Source organism: Brevundimonas pondensis (assembly GCF_017487345.1).
Taxonomy (GTDB): domain Bacteria; phylum Pseudomonadota; class Alphaproteobacteria; order Caulobacterales; family Caulobacteraceae; genus Brevundimonas; species Brevundimonas pondensis.
Genome location: NZ_CP062006.1, coordinates 2332939 through 2352368, shown reverse-complemented (window position 1 = coordinate 2352368; position 19430 = coordinate 2332939). Strand labels below are relative to the sequence as shown.

General features: G+C 66.1%; 20 protein-coding genes. 18 read left to right on the top strand and 2 right to left on the bottom strand.

All coding sequences use genetic code 11. The features are described from left to right. The first annotated feature begins 3 nt into the window (after positions 1 to 3). A complete protein-coding gene (locus IFE19_RS11745; protein ID WP_207822529.1) occupies positions 4 to 882 on the top strand; it encodes a branched-chain amino acid aminotransferase in 879 nt (292 codons plus the stop codon). Positions 883 to 921: 39 nt separating this feature from the next. Here IFE19_RS11745 and IFE19_RS11740 read toward each other — a convergent pair whose 3' ends face one another. Continuing rightward, the gene (locus IFE19_RS11740; RefSeq protein WP_207822528.1) at positions 922 to 1812 is read right to left on the bottom strand and encodes a DUF4349 domain-containing protein; all 891 of its coding nucleotides are present in this window, start codon (positions 1810 to 1812) and stop codon (positions 922 to 924) included. A gap of 187 nt (positions 1813 to 1999) precedes the next feature. Between IFE19_RS11740 and IFE19_RS11735 the strand changes: the two genes are divergently transcribed. From IFE19_RS11735 to IFE19_RS11725, 3 genes are read left to right on the top strand one after another with little or no spacing between them, the layout of a single operon-like run. Further along, the gene (locus IFE19_RS11735) at positions 2000 to 3274 is read left to right on the top strand and encodes a NupC/NupG family nucleoside CNT transporter (protein WP_207822526.1); all 1275 of its coding nucleotides are present in this window, start codon (positions 2000 to 2002) and stop codon (positions 3272 to 3274) included. A gap of 42 nt (positions 3275 to 3316) precedes the next feature. Further along, positions 3317 to 3934 carry a glutathione S-transferase family protein gene (locus tag IFE19_RS11730; RefSeq protein WP_207822524.1) on the top strand — a complete coding sequence of 206 codons (618 nt, stop codon included), beginning with the start codon at positions 3317 to 3319 and terminating at the stop codon, positions 3932 to 3934. Between the two features lie 42 nt (positions 3935 to 3976). After that, the gene (locus IFE19_RS11725) at positions 3977 to 4249 is read left to right on the top strand and encodes a hypothetical protein (RefSeq protein WP_207822522.1); all 273 of its coding nucleotides are present in this window, start codon (positions 3977 to 3979) and stop codon (positions 4247 to 4249) included. Positions 4250 to 4252: 3 nt separating this feature from the next. On the opposite strand, the gene IFE19_RS11720 is transcribed toward IFE19_RS11725, so the two are convergent. Further along, positions 4253 to 4687: a PaaI family thioesterase gene (locus tag IFE19_RS11720; protein ID WP_207822521.1), complete on the bottom strand. Its 435-nt coding sequence runs from the start codon at positions 4685 to 4687 to the stop codon at positions 4253 to 4255. A 47-nt stretch (positions 4688 to 4734) separates the two neighbouring features. Between IFE19_RS11720 and IFE19_RS11715 the strand changes: the two genes are divergently transcribed. From IFE19_RS11715 to IFE19_RS11650, 14 genes are all read left to right on the top strand, one after another. After that, positions 4735 to 5055 (top strand): DUF3253 domain-containing protein, encoded by a 321-nt coding sequence (locus IFE19_RS11715; protein ID WP_207822519.1) that lies wholly within the window; start codon positions 4735 to 4737, stop codon positions 5053 to 5055. After that, a complete protein-coding gene (locus tag IFE19_RS11710; protein WP_207822517.1) occupies positions 5039 to 5644 on the top strand; it encodes a uracil-DNA glycosylase family protein in 606 nt (201 codons plus the stop codon). The genes IFE19_RS11715 and IFE19_RS11710 overlap by 17 nt, the downstream gene beginning before the upstream one ends. Further along, positions 5641 to 6684 carry an alpha/beta fold hydrolase gene (locus tag IFE19_RS11705; protein WP_207822515.1) on the top strand — a complete coding sequence of 348 codons (1044 nt, stop codon included), beginning with the start codon at positions 5641 to 5643 and terminating at the stop codon, positions 6682 to 6684. Before IFE19_RS11710 ends, IFE19_RS11705 begins: the two co-directional genes overlap by 4 nt. A gap of 93 nt (positions 6685 to 6777) precedes the next feature. Further along, positions 6778 to 7875 carry a Glu/Leu/Phe/Val family dehydrogenase gene (locus IFE19_RS11700; protein ID WP_207822513.1) on the top strand — a complete coding sequence of 366 codons (1098 nt, stop codon included), beginning with the start codon at positions 6778 to 6780 and terminating at the stop codon, positions 7873 to 7875. Positions 7876 to 8207: 332 nt separating this feature from the next. Then, complete coding sequence (gene fliF / locus IFE19_RS11695; protein ID WP_207822511.1) at positions 8208 to 9845, top strand: flagellar basal-body MS-ring/collar protein FliF; 1638 nt, start codon at positions 8208 to 8210, stop codon at positions 9843 to 9845. Positions 9846 to 9856: 11 nt separating this feature from the next. Next, a complete protein-coding gene (gene fliG / locus IFE19_RS11690) occupies positions 9857 to 10879 on the top strand; it encodes a flagellar motor switch protein FliG (protein WP_207822509.1) in 1023 nt (340 codons plus the stop codon). 1 nt (position 10880) lies between these two features. Then, positions 10881 to 11528 (top strand): FliH/SctL family protein, encoded by a 648-nt coding sequence (locus IFE19_RS11685; RefSeq protein WP_207822507.1) that lies wholly within the window; start codon positions 10881 to 10883, stop codon positions 11526 to 11528. Continuing rightward, positions 11528 to 11860, top strand: coding sequence for a flagellar motor switch protein FliN (gene fliN / locus IFE19_RS11680; protein ID WP_207822504.1), 333 nt, complete (start codon positions 11528 to 11530; stop codon positions 11858 to 11860). Before IFE19_RS11685 ends, fliN begins: the two co-directional genes overlap by 1 nt. Before the next feature lie 44 nt (positions 11861 to 11904). Then, positions 11905 to 13317: a sigma-54-dependent transcriptional regulator FlbD gene (flbD, locus tag IFE19_RS11675; protein WP_207822502.1), complete on the top strand. Its 1413-nt coding sequence runs from the start codon at positions 11905 to 11907 to the stop codon at positions 13315 to 13317. A 4-nt stretch (positions 13318 to 13321) separates the two neighbouring features. Further along, positions 13322 to 14221, top strand: coding sequence for a class A beta-lactamase (bla, locus tag IFE19_RS11670; protein WP_207822500.1), 900 nt, complete (start codon positions 13322 to 13324; stop codon positions 14219 to 14221). Between the two features lie 68 nt (positions 14222 to 14289). Beyond that, entirely contained in the window at positions 14290 to 16371 is a 2082-nt protein-coding gene (gene flhA / locus IFE19_RS11665; protein ID WP_225910499.1) for a flagellar biosynthesis protein FlhA, read from the top strand. A 55-nt stretch (positions 16372 to 16426) separates the two neighbouring features. Further along, complete coding sequence (locus IFE19_RS11660) at positions 16427 to 17959, top strand: sensor histidine kinase (protein WP_207822496.1); 1533 nt, start codon at positions 16427 to 16429, stop codon at positions 17957 to 17959. After that, complete coding sequence (locus IFE19_RS11655; RefSeq protein WP_207822494.1) at positions 17956 to 18378, top strand: response regulator; 423 nt, start codon at positions 17956 to 17958, stop codon at positions 18376 to 18378. Before IFE19_RS11660 ends, IFE19_RS11655 begins: the two co-directional genes overlap by 4 nt. A 14-nt stretch (positions 18379 to 18392) precedes the next feature. Further along, positions 18393 to 19424: a histidine kinase dimerization/phosphoacceptor domain -containing protein gene (locus IFE19_RS11650; protein ID WP_225910258.1), complete on the top strand. Its 1032-nt coding sequence runs from the start codon at positions 18393 to 18395 to the stop codon at positions 19422 to 19424. Positions 19425 to 19430 lie beyond the last annotated feature (6 nt).

The following is a 19430-nucleotide window of genomic DNA, read 5'->3' as shown; positions in this document are numbered from 1 at the left end:
TCAATGGCCTTCGTTCCTTTCGACGATCGTGACGGCTGGATCTGGTTTGACGGCGCGTTCGTGCCTTGGAGGGACGCGAAAACGCACGTTCTGACCCATGGCCTTCACTACGGCTCGTCGGTGTTCGAGGGTGAGCGTATGTACGGCGGCGAAATCTTCAAGCTGACGGCGCACAGCCAACGGCTGAAGCGCTCGGCCGAGCTGCTGGACTTCGACATTCCCTACAGCGTGGCCGAGATCGACGCCGCCTGCAAGGAAACCTGTGAAAAGAACGGCATGACGGACTGCTACATTCGTCCGGTGGCCTATCTGGGCGCCGAGCAGCTGAGCGTCTCGTCGCTGAACAGCAAGGTCCACCTGGCCATCGCCGCCTGGGAGTGGCCCAGCTATTTCGACCCCGAGGTCAAGAAGAAGGGCATCCGTCTGGAGTGGGCCAAGTGGCGCCGCCCCGACCCGGCCACGGCCCCGTCGACGGCCAAGGCCGGCGGCCTCTACATGATCTGCACCATGTCCAAGACGGCGGCCGAGAAACGCGGCTACGCCGACGCCATGATGCTGGACTGGCGCGGCTACATCGCCGAGGCCACCGGCGCCAACGTTTTCTTCGTCCAGAACGGCGCCCTGCACACCCCGCGCGTCGATCACATCCTGGACGGGATCACCCGCCAGACCGTGATCGAGATGGCCCAGGCCAAGGGGATCGAGGTGGTGATCCGCGACATTCTGCCGGAAGAGCTTGCGGACTTCTCGGAATGCTTCCTCACCGGTTCGGCCGCAGAGGTCACGCCGGTCAGCGAGATCGGCGACTACCGCTTCACGCCGGGCGAACTGTCGCTGACCCTGATGGACGACTACGGCAAGCTGGTCCGGGGCCAGCTCTGACCCACCTCCCCATGCAATGGGGAGGAAAGGAAAGTGCGATCAGGCGGAGGGTTCGCCCTCCGCCTTTTTCTTGCGCGCCGCGCGTTTCTGACGCCACCGCCACCCCAGCCACGTCAGAGGCGCGATCACCAGCAACAAGGGCAGGGCCCCGGCCAGCAACATGATCAGCGCCCCCAGCGTCGACATGAAGAGATAGGCGGCCTGGCCCAGGGCGTCGGTCACCGGCCGCAGGGCGCTGTCGGGCGCCAGTTGCCCCGCCGTGCTGTAAGTCACGTCCAGCTTCGAGGTCTGCACCCGCGTCCGCATGACGGCCAGGGCCGAGCGCGTCGCGTCCAACTCGCCCTGAACGCGCGCCAGTTCGCGCTCGACCTGCAGGAGCTGTTCCAGCGTGCCGCTGCGGGTGGTCAGAAGCTGCTGAAGCCGGTCTCGCAGGGTCTCCATCGCCCGCATCCGCGCCTCGGTGTCGACCAGTTGGCGGGTCAGGTCCTCGCTCTCGACGGCCTGCTGAGCCACGCGCCCGCCTGAGTCTCTGGCTTCGCCGTCCAGCGCCGCGCGGAAGCGGGCGACATAGGCGGACGTGGCCCGCATCTCGAGGCTGGCCTGGACGGAATCACGGCCGACGCGGTTGGAGTTCGAGCCGATCACCTGACAGGCCGAGGGACCAGCGGCGATGCAGGCCTGTTCGTGTCGCCCCATGACGGTCGGCACCGCGTCTGCCGGAAGCTCCAGCCCGAAACGATAGGCGTAGGCGATACTGGGCGCGACGATCGGCGCGACGGCGCTGCTTGACGCAGTCGCCGCGGCGCTAGCGGGCGGCGCCGGTTCCATCAAGGCCATGTCCACCGACTCGTCGGCTTGCTGGCGCGACGCGTCCTGACACCCCGCGAGCAGGGCGCACGTCGCCGCCGCCCAGATCAGTTCCCTGCGCATCCGATCTCTCCCCGTTGATGACGTAACGGTGATTGGCGTCTTGCATAACGGCGAAGTTTAGGCTGCGGCGAGGCTTTGGCGCGGCAGGACGCCGCATGCGCTCTTGACCAGAAGGCGCGCGGTAGCGTTCAAGCAGGTTTTAAAGGCGGCCCTCGGCCGTCGGTCGGTCGCGGAGCCGCCTTTTCCCATGTTCAGCCTTCTGAACCTGCAAAGCCTGTTCGGGCTGGTCGTCATCATCGCCGTCTGCTGGGCGATGTCCGAAAACCGCAAGCTCTTCCCGTGGCGTCTGGCCATCGGGGCGGTGCTGGTGCAGGCGGCGCTGGTGCTGGCGACCTTCGCTATTCCCGGCTCGCAGGTGGTGCTGGACGGCGTCAACAACGCTGTGAAGGGGCTGGAGCTGGCCACCGAAGAAGGGACCAAGTTCGTCTTCGGCTATCTGGCGGGCGGGGACCAACCCTATGCCGTCGCCAATGAGGGCGCCCTGTTCACCTTCGCCTTCAAGGTTCTGCCGCTGATCCTGGTCATCTCGGCCCTGTCGGCCCTGTTGTGGCACTGGAAGATCCTGAAGTGGATCACGCTGGGCTTCGGCTTCCTGTTCCAGCGCACCATGGGTCTGGGCGGCGCCTCGGCCCTGGCGGTGGCGGCCAACGTCTTCCTGGGCATGATCGAGAGCCCCATCGTCATCCGCGCCTATCTGGACAAGCTGACCCGCTCGGAAGTTTTCCTGATGATGGTGGTCGGCCTGGCCACCGTCGCGGGTTCGACCATGGTGGCCTACGCCACCATCCTGGCGCCGGTCCTGACCAATGCGGCGGGCCATGTCCTGGTCGCCTCCATTGTCTCGGCCCCGGCGGGTGTTCTTCTGGCCCGCGTCATCATCCCTGAAAAGCCGGGCGAGGGCGGGGCGGTAGCCGACTACAACTCGGCGCTGAAGTACGACAGCGCCGTGGACGCCATCGTCAAGGGTACGTCCGACGGCCTGATGGTGGTGCTGAACATCTCGGCCGTGCTGATCGTCTTCGTGGCCCTGGTGGCCCTGGCCAATGTCATGCTGGGCGCCTTCTGGATCGGCGGTGAACCGCTGAGCGTCGAGCGCATCCTGGGCGTGCTCTTCTCGCCGGTCGCCTGGCTGATCGGGGTGGAATGGGCCGACGCACAGACGGCCGGCTGGCTGCTGGGGGTCAAGCTGACGCTGACCGAGTTCGTCGCCTTCATCAAACTGGGCGCCGTGCCGGACGGCGAGATGACCGAGCGCACGCGGATGCTGATGACCTATGCCCTGTGTGGCTTCGCCAATATCGGCTCGGTCGGCATCACCGTCACCGGCCTGTCTGTGCTGATGCCGGAACGGCGCGAGGAAGTGCTGGGTCTGGTGTGGAAGGCGCTGCTGGCCGGCTTCCTGGCCACGCTGATGACCGCCTGCATTGTCGGGGCCATGCCGGCTTCGGTGTTCGGGCAATAGGGTTTGTCTGCAGGGTTCTGACCGCCATCGGAGGGCTGTGCCATGAAGCTGTATGAAAGCCGCCGCGCCCCCAATCCGCGCCGCGTTCGGTGGGTCATGGCGGAAAAGGGCGTCACCGACGTCGAAGGGGTTGAGATCGACCTGCTGGCGGGGGAGCACCGCACCGCAGCCTATCGCGCCAAGTTCGGCGTGCCGCATGTTCCGGCCTTGGAGTTGGCCGATGGAACCTGCATCTCTGAATCCATCGCCATCTGCCGCTATCTGGAGGCCCTGTATCCCGAGCCGAACCTGTTCGGCCGCGATCCGAAGGAACAGGCGCTGATCGAGATGTGGACGCGTCGGTGCGAAATGTACCTGGCCAATCCCATGATGCTGAACGTTCGCTTCAGCCATCCGGCCCTGGCCGCTCTGGAAGCCCCTCAGCCCCAGGTGGCGGAATACAGCCGCCTCGGCGCCGAGAAGTTCATGCACACCCTGGATCGCCAGCTGGCCGAGCATGAGTTCATCGCCGCCGACCGCTTCACCATCGCCGACATCGTCGCGGCGGTCGGTCTGGACTTCGCCCGACTGGTCAAATACCGGCCTCCCGAGGAACTGACCCATCTGGCCCGTTGGCTGGAGAGCTGCCGCGCGCGTCCAGCGGCTCAGGCGGGGGTCTAAGGCGTCTTTTCGGGCGGTGTCCGTCATGCCAAGCTGTGCGGTATGAACAGAGCTGTCACGATCACCCTCGTCCTCGGTCTTGCCGTATCGGCCGCCGCCTGCACGGAAAGCCGGCGCGCGCGCAATGACGCGACCTTCAGCGATCGCCCCGCCGAGATCACCTGCTGGAGCTATGGCGTTGAAATCTTCAAGGGTCGCTCGACCGGCAAGGTCGAGTACAGCGACGGCGGCCGGGTCGCCTTCGTGGACGCCGCGAACAATCGCTACACCACGGTCGATGGCGATTGCCGCGTGGTCTATTCGCCCGCGAAGTAGGGGTCAGTCGCGCGGCGTGAACTTTCTGATCACGCCCGAGAAGGTCATCAGCAGCCGTTCGCCGGTGGTGATCTGGCCGCGCACGAAGATCAGGCTCTTGCCGGCCTTGGTGACCTGGCCGGTCGCCTCGATCAGTTCGCCGACATAGGCGCCGTCGATGAAGGTGGAATCCAGCTGCACCGTCACGCCGGACGCCCCCTCCATCTCCTGATAGGCGATCTGGAACATGGCGATGTCGGCGAAGGTCATCAGGCAGCCGCCGTGCATCCGGCCGCCTGCGTTCATGTGCTTCTGTTCGGCGCGGAAGGCGCAGCGCATATGGCCGTCGGGGTCCAGCTTGCCGTAGAAGGGGCCGACCACCACGTCGAAGGTGTCGTGCAGATCGTAGGTCTGCCAGCCGGCGAACTCGCCTTCTGTTATGGTGATTTTCGCGACCATGCCGATTACGCCTTCTTTCCGATCTTGCGCTGCAGCATATAGACCCGATGAACGATCCAATCGAAGCGGCCATTTTTGAAAAACTGGCCAAGGCCGATCCCAAGAACGTCGGCGGCAAGAGCATCGAACCTTCGGACGTGGCCAAGGCGCTGCAGCCCGAGCAGTGGCAGCGCATGCTGCCCAAGGTGCGCGCCACGGCGCTCGGCCTGATGCGTCAGGGCAAGCTGACCATCACCAAGAAGGGCAAGGCGGTCGATCCGAACGCCTTCAAGGGCGTGATCCGTCTACGCCTGCCGACCGAGGCCGAGACGGCCGCGGCCCTGGCGGCCTTGCCGCCCGTCGAAAAATCGGATGACGACTTCGACTGAAGCGGACAACGGCCTGGCTGACGTCCTGGCCGAGATCCGCGCCTGCCGGGCGTGTCTGGGGCAGTTGCCCCACACGCCGCGCCCGGTGGTCATGGTCGCGCCCGAAACCCGGCTGCTGATCTGCGGTCAGGCGCCAGGGCGGCGGGTGCATGAGAGCGGCCTGCCCTTCACCGATCCGTCCGGCGATCGTCTGCGCGACTGGCTGGGCGTGGATCAGGCGACCTTCTATGGCGACCCGCGCCTCGGCGTCGCCGCCCAGGCCTTCTGTTTTCCCGGCACGGACCCAAAAGGCGGCGACTATCCCCCGCCGCGTCGTTGCGCCGAGCTGTGGCGGCCTCGTCTGCTCGCCGAACTGCCGAATGTCGAGCTGACCCTGCTGGTCGGCGGCTACGCCCAGGCCTGGGCTCTAGGCGACCGGGCCAAGGCCAGCATGACAGAGACGGTGCGCGCCTGGCGTGATTACGCCCCCGCCGTCATACCCCTGCCGCACCCGTCGTGGCGCAACACGGCCTGGCTGAAGAAAAACCCGTGGTTCGAGGTCGAGGTTCTGCCCTACCTTCGCCAGAGGACAGCGGAGATTCTGGCGTGAGCATTTGGCGGAGCGGACTGACGGCAGGCCTTCTGGCTCTCTCCCTCGCCCTGTCCGCCTGCGCCACGCCGCATCTGCAAGGCGCGCAGACTCCGCCCAACGGCTTCCATGGCTCGCGTATCGAGGCCGGGACGCTGGGACGCGGCGCCTTTGTGGTTCAGGACGGGGCGCGGCTGCCTTATCTGCGCTGGAGCCCCGAGGGGCAGGAGCCGTGGGCGGTCATCGTCGCCCTGCACGGGTTCAACGATCACTACGCCTCCTTCCGGCTGGCCGGGCCGTGGTGGGCGACGCGCGGCATCGAGACCTGGGCCTATGACCAACGCGGTTTCGGCCTGTCGCCCCATCGCGGCGAGTTCGCACAGGAAAGCCTGACCAGCGCCGACCTGCGCACCATCGTCGCGCTGGTGCGCGCCGAGCGCCCCAACGCCTTGATCGTGGTGGCGGGTGAAAGCATGGGCGGCTCCTCGACCATCGCCGCCTTCGGAGGCGAGACCCCGCCCGACGCCGATCGGGTCGTCCTGCTGGCGCCCGGCGTCTGGGGCTGGTCGAGCCAGAGTCCGTTCAATCGGGCGGGTCTTTGGGCCGCCGCGCGCTTGATGGGGGACAGGGCGGTTGAGCCGCCAGCCTTCGCCGTCCGCAACATTCGCGCCTCGGACAATACGCTGGAGCTCATCCGCAACGGCCGCGATCCGCAGAGCATCATCTCCACCCGGTTCGATTCCATGCATGGCCTGGTCGACCTGATGGAGGCGGCGTCGATGCGTCTGGGCGCGGTCGAGAAGCCGACCCTGCTGCTGTACGGCGGTCATGACCAGATCGTGCGCAAGGGGCCGATGCGGCTGGCGCTGGAGCGTGCGGGCGAACGGTCCAACCTGCGTACGGCCTATTATCCGAATGGCTGGCACATCCTGAATCGCGACCTGCAGGGCGAAGTTATCTATCGCGACGTCGAGGCTTGGCTGCGCGACGCCGCCGCGCCCCTGCCGTCCAGGGCCCAACCGGTGCTGCCCATCCTGGAAGCCGACCCCAAGGCACGCTGACCCTTTTCCTGACGCGAAACCGTCATGCTTGCCGTTTAGGCGGGCGCGGCGTATCTCCTCGCGCAATAAAAAATACCCCAGGAAAGGCCTGTCATGGGCAAGACGCTGTTTGATTCCCCCTCTTTCGCGAACCATGAAGGCGTCCACGCCTTCCACGACGAGAAAACCGGCCTGAAGGCCATCGTCGCGGTTCACTCCACCGCGCGCGGCCCCGCCGTCGGCGGCACGCGCATGTGGAATTACGCCACCGCCGCCGAGGCCCTGGAAGACGTCCTGCGCCTGTCCAAGGGCATGAGCTACAAGAACGCCGTAGCCGACCTCGAAATGGGCGGCGGCAAGTCGGTCATCATCGGCGACAGTCGCACCCAGAAGTCGCCGGAGCTGTTCCGCGCCTTCGGTCGCGCCCTGAACGGCCTGGGCGGCCACTACTACGCCGCTGAAGACGTCGGCACCTCGGTCGAGGACATCGCCGAAGCCCGCAAGGTCACCGAATACGTTCTTGGCTTGAAAGACGGCCCGGAAGCCTCGGGCGACCCCAGCCCCGTCACCGCCGAGGGCGTGTTCCGCTCGAACCTGGTGGTGGCTCGCCGTCTGTTCAATCAGAACGACATGACCGGCCTGACCGTGGCCCTGCAGGGCGTGGGCCATGTCGGCGCCTATCTGGCCGAGATGCTGCACAAGGCCGGCGCCAAGCTGATCATCACCGACGTCAACCAGGCCAACCTGGAAGCCGTGGCCGCCAAGACCGGCGCCGAGATCGTGGCTCCGGACGCCATCTATGACGTCGCCGCCGACATCTACGCCCCGTGCGCCCTGGGCGCGACGCTGAACTTGCAGACCCTGGACCGCCTCAAGGTCAAGGCCGTCTGCGGCGCCGCCAACAACCAGCTGGCCACCGCCGACATCGGCGACGAGCTGTTCCGCCGCGGCGTGCTGTACGCCCCTGACTACGTCGTCAACGGCGGCGGCATCATCAACGTCGCCTCGGAAATGAACGCTCGCCAGTCGGGCGGCGCCTATGACGCCTCGTGGGTCGAAGGCAAGCTGTCGCGCCTGATGGAGACCTTCGAGGAAATCCTCGAGCGCTCGGTCGTCGAGAACAAGCCGACCCACCTGATCGCCGACGCCATCGCCGAAGCCCGCATCAAGGCGGCGGCGGACCAGAAGGCCGAGCTGCTGAAGGCGGCCTAAGCGCTCAAGCAGCCGGAAGGCTTTAGAGCGCAAGAATGCGTCCTTCTCCCATTGAGGGAGAAGGTGGGCGCCGAAGGCGCTCGGATGAGGGGTGTGAGCGCTGCCGTTTCCGGCAGAGCCGCACCCCTTTTTCGTGCCTGCTGCGCGCTGGGCGGTCGCTGATCGCGCCGACACCCCTCATCCGTCAGGCTCCGCCTGCCACCTTCTCCCTCAAGGGGAGAAGGGATCGGATTCCCTCAATCTTTAACGCATCTTAACGCGGCGTTTACCATCCACGCGGCACTTTCTGCCTAGCGGGGCAGTTCGCCCCGTCAGTGGATGGGCGGGGACGCGTGGGCGGCTTCACGGCGGCGTTGCAGAAGTTCGGTATCGGCCGTCTGGCCGCGGTGCTTGGCGTGGCCGCCGGCGTGGCCGCGGTGCTGGTCGCCGTCATGCTGCGTGTGGGCCAGGCGCCCGACGCTCTGCTCTATTCCAACCTTGACCTGCGCGAGGCCTCCGAGATCAGCGCCGCCCTGGATCAGGCGGGCATCAAGTACAGCTCCAAGGGCGACGGCTCGACCATCTTCGTCAGCCGCGACGAAGTCGGCACGGCGCGCCTGATGCTGGCGGGCAAGGGTCTCGTGACCTCGGGCAGCGTCGGCTACGAGATCTTCGACAACCAGTCGGTGCTGGGTCAGACCGAGTTCCAGCAGAACCTGAACGAGCAACGCGCCCTGCAGGGCGAGCTGTCGCGCACCATCATGTCGATGCGCGGCATCACCTCGGCCCGCGTCCACATCACCATGCCGCGCCGCGAAATGTTCCAGGCCGCCGCCACCGACCCGACCGCCGCCGTGGTCGTGGGCGTGGGCGGACGCGACCTCAGCGCCGATCAGGTCCGCGCCATCCGCAACGTCGTCGCTTCGTCCGTGCCGAACCTGAAGCCGGACAAGGTCACGGTGACGGACCAGTCGAATCGCACCCTGGCGGCGGGCTCGGAAGACACCGGCTTCACCTCGGCCAATGCCGAGGCGGCCAAGGCCACGACCGAGTCCCAGCTGCAGACCCGCATCAAGGACATCGTCGAGGGCGTCGTCGGCGCCGGCGCGGCCCGCGTTCAGGTGACGGCCGACATCGACCACAGCCGTTCGACCACCCAGGAACAGAAGTTCGATCCCGACGGCCAGGTCGTGCGTTCGACCTCGACCAACGGCTCGCAGTCGCAGGACACGACGGGCCAGGCCGACGGCGGCGTCACCGCCACAAACAACATTCCCGGCGGTCAGGCCCCCAACACCACGCCGATCGGCTCGACCAACTCGGAAAACACCGAGACGACCAACTACGAGATCTCGAACACCACCACGACGACGGTCAAGGAGCCGGGTGAGGTCAAGAAGCTGTCGGTCTCGGTCGCCGTGGACGGCAAGTACACCCCCGCCGCCGACGGCAAGGGTGCGCCGACCTACGCCCCGCGCACGGCCGAGGAAGTCCAGCAGATCAAGACCCTGGTGGCTGCCGCCGTCGGCATCGACGAGACGCGCGGCGACAAGATCGAGGTGGTCAACGTCCGCTTCAACCGCGAGCCCTCGGCGGCGCCGGGCGCGGACGAAGGCTCGTCGATGTTCAACTTCGACAAGAACGACATCATGCGCGGGATCGAGCTGCTGGTGCTGGTCATCACCGGATTCCTGCTGATCTTCTTCGTGGTCCGCCCCTTGCTGAAGGCCGCGACGGGCGGGGCGGCGACGCCCGCCCTGGTCGGCGCCAACGGCCTGCCGGTGACGCCGTTGGACACCCAGCTGGTCGGCGGAACCCTGCCGGGCCAGCCTCAGATGCTAGCCGGTCCCAGCGACATGGATCAACGGCTCGACATCGCCCGCATCGAGGGTCAGGTGAAAGCCTCCTCGATCAAGAAGGTCGCCGACTTCGTGGACACTCACCCTGAGGAATCGACCGCGATCCTCAGGTCGTGGGTGCATGAGAGCTAATGACCCGTCTCGTGAGCAAGAAAGCCGCAGTCGATGATGCCCGCAAACTGTCGGGGCCTGAAAAGGCCGCGGTGGTCCTGCTCTCCCTGGGGGAAGAGCACACGGTCCTCTGGCAGCAGCTGGATGACGAGGAGATCAAGGAGGTCTCCCAGGCCATGGCCGGTCTCGGCACGGTCACCGCCCATGTCGTTGAGGAAGTGCTGGTGGAGTTTGTCTCCGGCATCGGCGGTTCGGGTTCGCTGATGGGCAGCTATGAGCAGACCCAGCGTCTGCTCGCTTCCTTCATGCCCGGCGATCGCGTTGACGCCCTGATGGAGGAGATCCGCGGTCCCGCAGGGCGGACCATGTGGGACAAGCTCGGCAACGTGAACGAGGCTGTGCTCGCCAACTATCTGAAGAACGAATATCCGCAGACGGTCGCGGTGGTTCTCTCCAAGATCAAGCCGGATCACGCCTCGCGCGTGCTCACGGCCCTGCCCGAGGACTTCGCTCTGGAATGTGTGCAGCGCATGCTGCGCATGGAGCCGGTACAGCGCGACATTCTCGACAAGATCGAACAGACCCTGCGCACCGAGTTCATGTCCAACCTGGCCCGCACCTCCAAGCGCGACAGCCATGAACTGATGGCCGACATCTTCAACAGCTTTGATCGCCAGACCGAGGCACGCTTCATCGGCGCCCTGGAGGAACGCAGCCGCGATTCCGCCGAGCGAATCCGCGCCTTGATGTTTGTCTTCGAGGACCTGTCGCGCCTTGATCCGGGTGGCGTTCAGACCTTGCTGCGCGCGGTCGAGAAGGATCAGCTTGGTCTGGCGTTGAAGGGCGCTTCGGACGCCCTGCGTGAGATGTTCTTCTCCAACATGTCCGAGCGAGCCTCGAAGATCATGCGTGAAGACATGGATTCGATGGGCCCCGTTCGTCTGAAGGACGTCGACAGCGCCCAGATGACCATGGTCCAGGTGGCCAAGGACTTGGCGGCGCGTGGTGAAATCATGCTGGCCGGCCAGGGCGGCGATGACGAGTTGATCTACTGACATGACCGCAAACGCTCGCCCCTTCATTTTCGACACCGAGTTCGACGCCAATGGCGCGGTCGTGCGTCCGTCCGCCTGGCAGCCGACCAAGCGCTCCTTTGCGCCTGCCGAGGTCGACGCCCTGGTCGCCCAGGCTCGTCTGGAGGCCCGTCAGCAAGCTCTGGCCGAGGTGGAAGCCCTGCGGGCCGACGCCCTGTCGACCCTGGCGCAGCATGCGGCCCATGCGGCAGGCGCCCTCAGCAGCATCGCCGAGGCGCATCGGCGCCAATCCGCCGAACTGTCGGTCGCCGCCGCGCGCGTCCTGGCCTCGGCCGCCTTCGACCGTTTCCCGCGCCGCCCGCTGGAAGCCGCCATCGAACAACTGGGGCAGGAGATCGACGCCTCGCCCCGTCTTCTGGTCCGCGCCGCAGGACTGGACGAGGCGACCCGCGTCCATATCGAAGCCCTGTGCGCCGACGCCGGCTTCAGCGGCCTGATCGCCTTCCGTGAGGATATCGGCGCCCCCGCAGCCGCCTTCGCCCTGGAATGGGCCGACGGCCGCGCCGAGTTCGATCCCGAGGGCGTCGCCGCCCGCGTCTCCGCTGCGCTGGAGGCTGCGCTCGCGGCCGAGGCCGGCCATGCTGAATCCATCGACAGGAGCGCCTTCTGATGGCCACCGACGATCTCGCCCTTGAAGAGTTCGGCGACTCCACCGCCCTGAACCTCGCCGATGATGGCGGCGACAAGTCCGCCGCCGATCTGGCGACCGTCTTCGACGTGCCGGTCAATATCTCGGCCGTCCTGGGCAAGGCCCATATGTCGGTCGCCCAACTGCTGAAGCTGAACCGCGGCAGCGTGCTGGAGCTGGATCGCAAGGTCGGCGAGGCCATCGATATCTTCGTCAACAACCGTCTGGTCGCCCGTGGGGAGGTCGTCGTCGTCGAGGATCGCCTGGGCGTGACCATGACGGAAATCATCAAGACCGAGGACAAGGGCGCCTGAACGGCGACCGTGTTTTCGCAGTAGAGATCTAGAGGAGAAGACCCATGCGGCTTCTGGTGGTTGGCAGGCTCAGCGGACAGCTGGCGACGGCGGTGAAGATGGCCATGGCGCACGGCGCCAAGGTCCAGCACGTCGAGCGCGCCGATCAGGCGACCGAGCAACTGCGTCGCGGGCAGGGGGCCGACCTGATGATGGTCGACTACCGCATCGACATCGCCGCACTGATCGCCGCCAACGACGCCGAACGCATCCACGTCCCGGTCGTGGCCTGCGGCGTCGACGCCGACGCCCGTGAAGCCGCCGACGCCATCCGCGCCGGGGCCAAGGAGTTCATCCCCCTGCCGCCCGAGGCGGACCTGATCGCCGCCGTCCTGTCGGCCGTGGCCGATGACGAGCGGCCGATGATCTCGGCCGATCCGGCCATGAAGGCCGTCATCAGCCTGGCCGATCAGGTGGCGCGCTCGGAAGCCTCGATCCTGATCACTGGCGAAAGCGGCGTCGGCAAGGAGGTGATGGCCCGTCACCTGCACACGGGTTCGAAGCGCGCGGACAAGCCCTTCATCAGCGTCAACTGCGCCGCCATTCCCGACAATCTGCTGGAATCCGAGCTGTTCGGCCACGAGAAGGGGGCCTTCACCGGCGCCGTGGCTCGCCGCATCGGCAAGTTCGAGGAGGCCGACGGCGGCACGCTTCTGCTGGACGAAATCTCGGAGATGGACGCCCGCCTGCAGGCCAAGCTGCTGCGCGCCATTCAGGAACGCGTCATCGACCGCGTAGGCGGCTCCAAGCCCGTGCCGGTCAATATCCGTATCATCGCCACCTCCAACCGCGACCTGGCCAAGGCCGTGGCCGAGGGGACCTTCCGCGAAGACCTGCTCTACCGCCTGAACGTGGTGAACCTGCGCCTGCCGTCTCTGCGCGAACGTCCGGGCGACATCGCCGTCCTGTGCGACCACTTCATCCGCAAGTACGCCGCCGCCAACGGCGTGCCGCCGCGCCCGATCTCGGTCGAGGCCCGCCGCGCCCTGGTCGGCCACCGCTGGCCCGGCAACGTGCGCGAGCTGGAAAACGCCATGCACCGCGCCGTCCTGTTGGCGACCGGGGCCGAGATTGACGTTGACGCCATCCGCCTGCCGGATGGTCGCCCCCTGCTGGAAGGCGGCGCGGCGGCCCCGTCGCCCATCGCCTCGACCTATGACGCCGGCGTCGCCGGTCATGCGGCCCAGATGGCCGACGCCATGACCCGCAGCTTCGTCGGTCAGACCGTGGCCGAGATGGAAAAGACCCTGATCCTCGACACCCTGAACCACTGCCTGGGCAACCGCACCCATGCGGCCACCATCCTGGGCATTTCGATCCGCACCCTGCGCAACAAGTTGAACGAATACGCCGACGAGGGCACGCCCATCCCGGCGCCCCAGTCGGGTGTCGCGGCCGCCTACGGCGCGGCGGGTTAGGGCCATGCGCGCCGACCGCCGGACTGTTCTTCTGGGCGTCGGCGCCCTGACGCTGGCCGCCTGCTCGCGAGAAGTCGCGGCGGTGGAGGCGGACGTCGATGCGCCCGTCGAAACGCTGGAGCTCGACCTGTCGGATCTGGAAGCTCGTCATGGCGGTCGTCTGGGCCTGGCCATTGCTTCCGAGGGGCAGAACGCCGCCTGGCGCGGCGACGAGCGTTTCGTCTATTGCTCGACCTTCAAGATGTATCTGGCCGCCGCCACCCTGCTGCGCGTCCAGGCGGGGCAGGAGCGGCTGGACCGCGCCGTCCCGGTGATCGCAGCCGACATGATCAACCACGCCCCGGTGACGGAAAAGGCGGTCGGCTCGACCCTGACCATCGAGCAGTTGGTGAAGGCCACGGTCGAGGTCAGCGACAACCCCGCCGCCAATATCCTGATCCGCGAGATGGGCGGACTGGACGCCTTGCGCGCCTTCTATCGCGGCATCGGCGACGACAGCACCCGTGTCGACCGTCTCGAGCCCGAGATGAACCGCTTGGACGGCGACAAGGACACCATCACCCCGATCCAGTCGGTGCAGAATATCAGCCGTCTGCTGGTCGCACCCGACACCCCGCTGAACGCGGCGTCCAAGGCTCTGCTGATGCGCTGGATGAGCGAGACGCCGACCGGGCAGGGGCGGATCAAGGCGGGGGTTCCGGCTGGCTGGACCGTGGCGCACAAGACGGGCACGGGCGGTTATGGCCCGACCAACGACATCGGCCTGATCCAAAGACCTGGCGGTGGCGCGCCTATCGTCATCGCTGTCTATTTCCACGCCACGCGGGATTCGTCCGACGAACAGCGCGAAGCCATCATCGCCGACGCGACCCGTTTGGCGTTGAAAGCCTTCGAGCATGGCTGAGACCGCGCGAATCCTGTCATCAGGCGGGATGATCTTCGTCCGCCGCCATGGTTGATGCGCCTGTCCTGATGAAGGACGGCTATGCGCGCCCCACCGGGCGCGACGCGCTCGGCTGGCTGCTGCGCGGCGATGTGGGGCTGGCGGTCGGCGTGATCGCGGTCATCATGCTGCTGATCCTGCCGATCCCGAAGATGCTTCTGGATCTGCTGCTGGCGATCTCGCTGGTGTCCAGCGTGCTGATCCTGATGACGGCCGTGATGATGAAGCGGCCGCTGGACTTCGCCATCTTCCCCACGGTGCTGCTGGTTTCGACCCTGTATCGACTGGGCCTGAACCTGGCCTCGACGCGCCTGATCCTGACCCATGGTCAGGAAGGCCATGACAGCGCCGGTCAGGTCATCAACGCCTTCGGCGAACTGATGATGGGCGGCAACTTCATCATCGGGGTGATCATCTTCGCCATCATCCTGGTGGTGAACTTCGTCGTCATCACCAAGGGCTCGACCCGTATCGCCGAGGTCTCGGCCCGCTTCACCCTGGACTCCATGCCGGGCAAGCAGATGGCCATTGACGCCGACCTGTCGTCGGGCCTGATCACCGAGGACCAGGCCAAGCTGCGTCGCAAGGAGCTGGAGCAGGAATCCACCTTCTTCGGGGCCATGGACGGCGCCTCCAAGTTCGTGCGCGGTGACGCCGTGGCGGGCCTGATCATCACCTTCATCAACGCCATCGGCGGCCTTCTGATCGGGGTGACGCAGCACGGCATGCCGGTGGGAGAGGCGGCCAATACCTATGTCCAGCTGACTGTCGGTGACGGTCTGGTGACCCAGATCCCGGCCATCATCGTCTCGGTCGCCGCCGGCTTCCTGGTGTCGAAGGCGGGCGTTGAAGGCTCGGCGGACAAGGCCCTGGTCAATCAGTTGGCGACCAACCCCGTCAGCCTGGGCGTCGTCTCCGGCGCGGCGGGCCTGATCGGCCTGATCCCCGGCATGCCGCTGATCCCCTTCGCCGCCCTGGCCCTGGGCGCGGGCTTCATGGCCTGGAAATTGGGTCGTGATCGGTTGAAGCCCGCCGTGGTCGAGACTGTGGACCTGGCCAAACCGAAGGAGGATGTCGAGGAGCCGATCTCGACCGCCCTGACCATCGACGAGGTCAAGATCGAGCTGGGCTACGCCCTGTTGTCGCTCATCAATGATCTGGAGGGCCGCCGCCTGACCGATCAGATCCGCGCACTGCGCCGGTCGCTGGCCCAGGAATACGGCTTCGTCATGCCGTCGGTCCGTATCCTCGACAACATGCGCCTGCCCAATCAGGGCTACGCCATCCGCATCAAGGAGATGGAGGCCGGGGCCGGCGAGGTGCGCCTGTCGTCGCTGATGGCCATGGACCCGGCCGGCCGTCAGGTCGAACTGCCCGGCGAACACACGCGCGAGCCCGCCTTCGGCCTGCCCGCCACCTGGATCGATGAATCCCTGCGCGAAGAGGCCACCTTCCGCGGCTATACCCTGGTCGATCCTTCGACGGTGCTGACCACGCACCTGACCGAGATTCTCAAGGAGAACATGGCCGAGCTGCTGTCCTACGCCGAGGTGCAGAAGCTGCTCAACGAACTGAACGGCGAAGAGAAGAAGCTGGTCGAGGAGCTGATTCCAACCGTCGTCACCGTCACCACTCTGCAACGGGTGCTGCAGAGTCTGCTGCGCGAAAAGGTCTCGATCCGCGACCTGCCCGCCATCCTCGAAGGCCTGGCCGAGGCGGCGCCGCACACCACCAGCGTCACCACCCTGGTCGAGCACGTCCGCACGCGTCTGGCGCGTCAGCTGTGCTGGGCCAATCGCGGCGACGACGGGGCCCTGCCGATCGTCACCCTGTCGCCGGACTGGGAGCAGGCCTTCGCCGAGAGCCTGATCGGCCCCGGCGAGGACAAGCAGCTGGCCATGGCGCCCAGCCGCCTTCAGGACTTTATCCGCAACGTCCGCGACGTCTTCGAGCGCGCCGCCATGGCGGGCGAGAACCCGGTCCTGCTGACGGGGCCGCAGGTCCGCCCCTACGTCCGTTCGATCATCGAACGCTTCCGCGGCCAGACCGTGGTGATGAGCCAGAACGAGGTCCATCCCAAGGCCCGCCTGCGGACCGTCGGCACAGTCTGACCGCTCTCGAGGTTAACGGCTGGACTCAAGGGGTTCGGTCGATAAGTTGGGGGTCATGAAACGAATTCGGCCGGCCTTGCGGACCTTTGGCGCCTTTTTGCGCACGCCGACCCTCAGTCGTTCGATCATCGCCCTGCTGGCCCTGGCCATCCTGCTGTTGCTGGCGGTGAACGCCGCCACCTTCGTGATGATCCAGCGGACGACGGCCTATAACGACACGGTCGATCACAGCCAGCAGGTCCGTCTGGCCGCTAAGGACGTCTTGAACCTGGTTGTAGACGCCGAGACGGGGCAGCGGGGCTTCATGCTGACCGCGAGACCGGAGTATCTCAAGGTCCATGATCGCGCCGTCGCGGCCCTGCCGGGCGTGATGGCGCGCCTGGAGGGTCTGATAGGCGAAGACCCTGAACTGGCTCCCCGGCTCGATCTGGTTCAGGCGCTGTATCATGAGCGGATGCAGTTGATGGTCGACACGATTGAGCTCACCCGCACGGGGCGGATTGGCGAGGCCGTGTCGCTGATCCGGGGCGGGCGGGGCAAGACGCTGATGGACGCCATGCGTGTCGAACTGACGGCGATCGATGCGATCGAGGCCCGCCGCCTGGTCGAGCGCACGCGTCAGTCAGAGCGGGCTTCGGCGGTCACCGTCTCCGTCAACGCCCTGGCGGGAGTACTGATTCTGATTCTGGCCGGTATCAGCGTATGGCTGGTGCGACGCAACGTCGATGAAATTCAGGCCGCACACTTCGAGCTGGATCGGTTGAACGCGGGCCTGGAAGATCAGGTGCGGGATCGCACCGCAGAACTGACCCGCGCCAATGAGGAGATTCAGCGCTTCGCCTATATCGTCAGCCATGACCTGCGATCGCCGCTGGTCAACGTCATGGGCTACACGTCCGAACTGGAACAGGTCGGCAAGGTCTTCGATCATCAGCTGGCCCGGCTTGAAAAGTCTCACCCTGAGGCCATTGAGCCCGAGGCCATCCGCGCCGTGCGCGAGGACGTACCCGAGGCGGTCGGCTTCATCCGCGCCTCGACGGCCAAGATGGATCGCTTGATCAATGCTATTCTGAAGCTGTCACGTGAGGGGCGGCGGGCTTTGACGCCGGAGAGCCTGCCGATGACCGCCCTGGTTCAGGCCATCGCCGACAGCGTCCATCACCAGGTCGCAGAGACCGGCGGCGAGATCCTGGTGCGCGACCTGCCTGTGCTGGAGAGCGACCGGCTGTCGATCGAACAGATATTCGGCAACCTGTTGGACAATGCGGTCAAGTATCAGGAGCCGGGGCGTCCCGTCCGCATCGTGGTCGAGGGCGAGGTCCGGGACGATCAGCATGTCCACTACCGCATCATCGACAACGGCCGCGGCGTCTCTGAACGCGATCACGAGCGGATATTCGAGCTGTTTCGTCGCGCCGGAAAGCAGGATCAGCCCGGCGAAGGCCTCGGCCTGGCCTTCGTCCGCAACAGCGTCCGCCGCCTGGGCGGGGCGATCACCCTAGAGTCCTCCCTGGGACAAGGCTCGACATTCCATCTGAAATTCCCCACACGCTTGATGGTGCTGGGGACCGCAGGAGACAATCTATGAGCCACTCCGTGAAGATCGTCATGGTCGAGGACGACCATGGCCACGCCAAGCTCATCGAAAAGAACATCCGCCGCGCCAACATCGCCAACGACATCGTCCACTTCGACGAGGGCGGCGCCGCCCTGGACTATCTGTTCAGTGAAGAGGTGCGCGCCCAGGGGCCGCTGCTGATCCTGCTGGACCTCAACCTGCCAGACATGTCGGGCACCGACATCCTGGAGAAGGTGAAGTCGGACGAACGTCTGCGTCGCGCCCCGGTGGTGATCCTGACCACGACCGACGACAAGGTCGAGATCCAGCGTTGTTATGATCTGGGCTGCAACGTCTACATCACCAAACCGGTGGACTATGAAGCCTTCGCCGGCGCCATCCAGCAACTGGGCCTCTTCCTGTCCGTCATGCAAGCGCCCGAAATCTGACCCGCATGGATCAGATGGGGGCTGTCATTCGCCTGCTGTATATTGACGACGATCCGGGGTTGTCTCGTCTCGTCCAGAAGGAGCTGGCGCGTCATGGCTATCAGGTGACGTGCGCGCCTGATGCGGATTCCGGATACCAGGCCCTGCAGGCCGATCAGTTCGACGTCTGCGCTCTGGATCACTACATGCCAGGCCGCGAGGGACTGGACGTTCTGCCGGACATTCTGGAGCTGCCCAGCCCTCCGCCGGTGGTCTATGTCACCGGCGCCCAGGACGGGCGCATCGCCGTGGCCGCCTTGCGCGCCGGCGCCGCTGACTATGTCATCAAGGACGTGTCCGAGGATTTCACCGCCCTTCTGCGTTCGGCGGTCGAGGACGCCCTGCTGCGTCGTCGTCTGCAACGCGAAAACGAGGAGGCCCAGGAGGAGGTTCGGCTGGCCCGTGATCGCGCGGAGGCCATGTTGCGCGAGGTCAATCATCGCGTCGGCAACTCCCTGCAACTGGTGTCCAGTTTCATCGCTCTGCAGCTGCGCCAGTTGAGCGACGAAGGCGCTCGCTCGGCCCTGCGGGAGGCTCAGGTGCGGATCGAGGCCGTGGCCCATGTTCACCGTCGTCTCTACACTTCCTCGGACCTGGCCAAGGTCGCAATGGATGAATACCTGGCGGGACTGATTGAGGAATTGGCCCAGTCGGTCGGGCCGGACGGTGACGCGCCGCGTCTGATCCTGACCGCCGAGCCCATGCGGGTGACCACGGATCAGGCGGTGTCCCTGGGGGTCATCGTCACGGAGCTGGTCACCAATGCGGTCAAGTACGCCTATGCGCCGGGCGAGGGCGGCGAGATCCGCGTAAGGCTTGAAAAGGCAGACAAGGAACGTGCCATTCTGGTGGTCGAGGATGATGGTCCCGGTCTGGGCGAAGGGGCGCCGAAAGGCACGGGGCTGGGCGCCAAGATTGTTTCGGCCATGGCCGGGGGCTTGCGCTCGGCGGTAGAATTCGACGCTGACCACGCCGGCGTTCGCGCGCGGCTGGTCTTCGACCTCTAGCCCCTT

Coding starts and splice junctions, on each gene's coding strand:
- IFE19_RS11700 (WP_207822513.1), top strand. CDS start 6,778: ATGGGCAAGACGCTGTTTGATTCCCCCTCTTTCGCGAACCATGAAGGC.
- IFE19_RS11725 (WP_207822522.1), top strand. CDS start 3,977: ATGAACAGAGCTGTCACGATCACCCTCGTCCTCGGTCTTGCCGTATCG.
- fliN (WP_207822504.1), top strand. CDS start 11,528: ATGGCCACCGACGATCTCGCCCTTGAAGAGTTCGGCGACTCCACCGCC.
- flhA (WP_225910499.1), top strand. CDS start 14,290: ATGAAGGACGGCTATGCGCGCCCCACCGGGCGCGACGCGCTCGGCTGG.
- IFE19_RS11745 (WP_207822529.1), top strand. CDS start 4: ATGGCCTTCGTTCCTTTCGACGATCGTGACGGCTGGATCTGGTTTGAC.
- IFE19_RS11720 (WP_207822521.1), bottom strand. CDS start 4,687: ATGGTCGCGAAAATCACCATAACAGAAGGCGAGTTCGCCGGCTGGCAG.
- IFE19_RS11660 (WP_207822496.1), top strand. CDS start 16,427: ATGAAACGAATTCGGCCGGCCTTGCGGACCTTTGGCGCCTTTTTGCGC.
- IFE19_RS11730 (WP_207822524.1), top strand. CDS start 3,317: ATGAAGCTGTATGAAAGCCGCCGCGCCCCCAATCCGCGCCGCGTTCGG.
- IFE19_RS11685 (WP_207822507.1), top strand. CDS start 10,881: ATGACCGCAAACGCTCGCCCCTTCATTTTCGACACCGAGTTCGACGCC.
- IFE19_RS11710 (WP_207822517.1), top strand. CDS start 5,039: ATGACGACTTCGACTGAAGCGGACAACGGCCTGGCTGACGTCCTGGCC.
- IFE19_RS11715 (WP_207822519.1), top strand. CDS start 4,735: ATGAACGATCCAATCGAAGCGGCCATTTTTGAAAAACTGGCCAAGGCC.
- IFE19_RS11740 (WP_207822528.1), bottom strand. CDS start 1,812: ATGCGCAGGGAACTGATCTGGGCGGCGGCGACGTGCGCCCTGCTCGCG.
- flbD (WP_207822502.1), top strand. CDS start 11,905: ATGCGGCTTCTGGTGGTTGGCAGGCTCAGCGGACAGCTGGCGACGGCG.
- IFE19_RS11655 (WP_207822494.1), top strand. CDS start 17,956: ATGAGCCACTCCGTGAAGATCGTCATGGTCGAGGACGACCATGGCCAC.
- IFE19_RS11735 (WP_207822526.1), top strand. CDS start 2,000: ATGTTCAGCCTTCTGAACCTGCAAAGCCTGTTCGGGCTGGTCGTCATC.
- bla (WP_207822500.1), top strand. CDS start 13,322: ATGCGCGCCGACCGCCGGACTGTTCTTCTGGGCGTCGGCGCCCTGACG.
- IFE19_RS11650 (WP_225910258.1), top strand. CDS start 18,393: ATGGGGGCTGTCATTCGCCTGCTGTATATTGACGACGATCCGGGGTTG.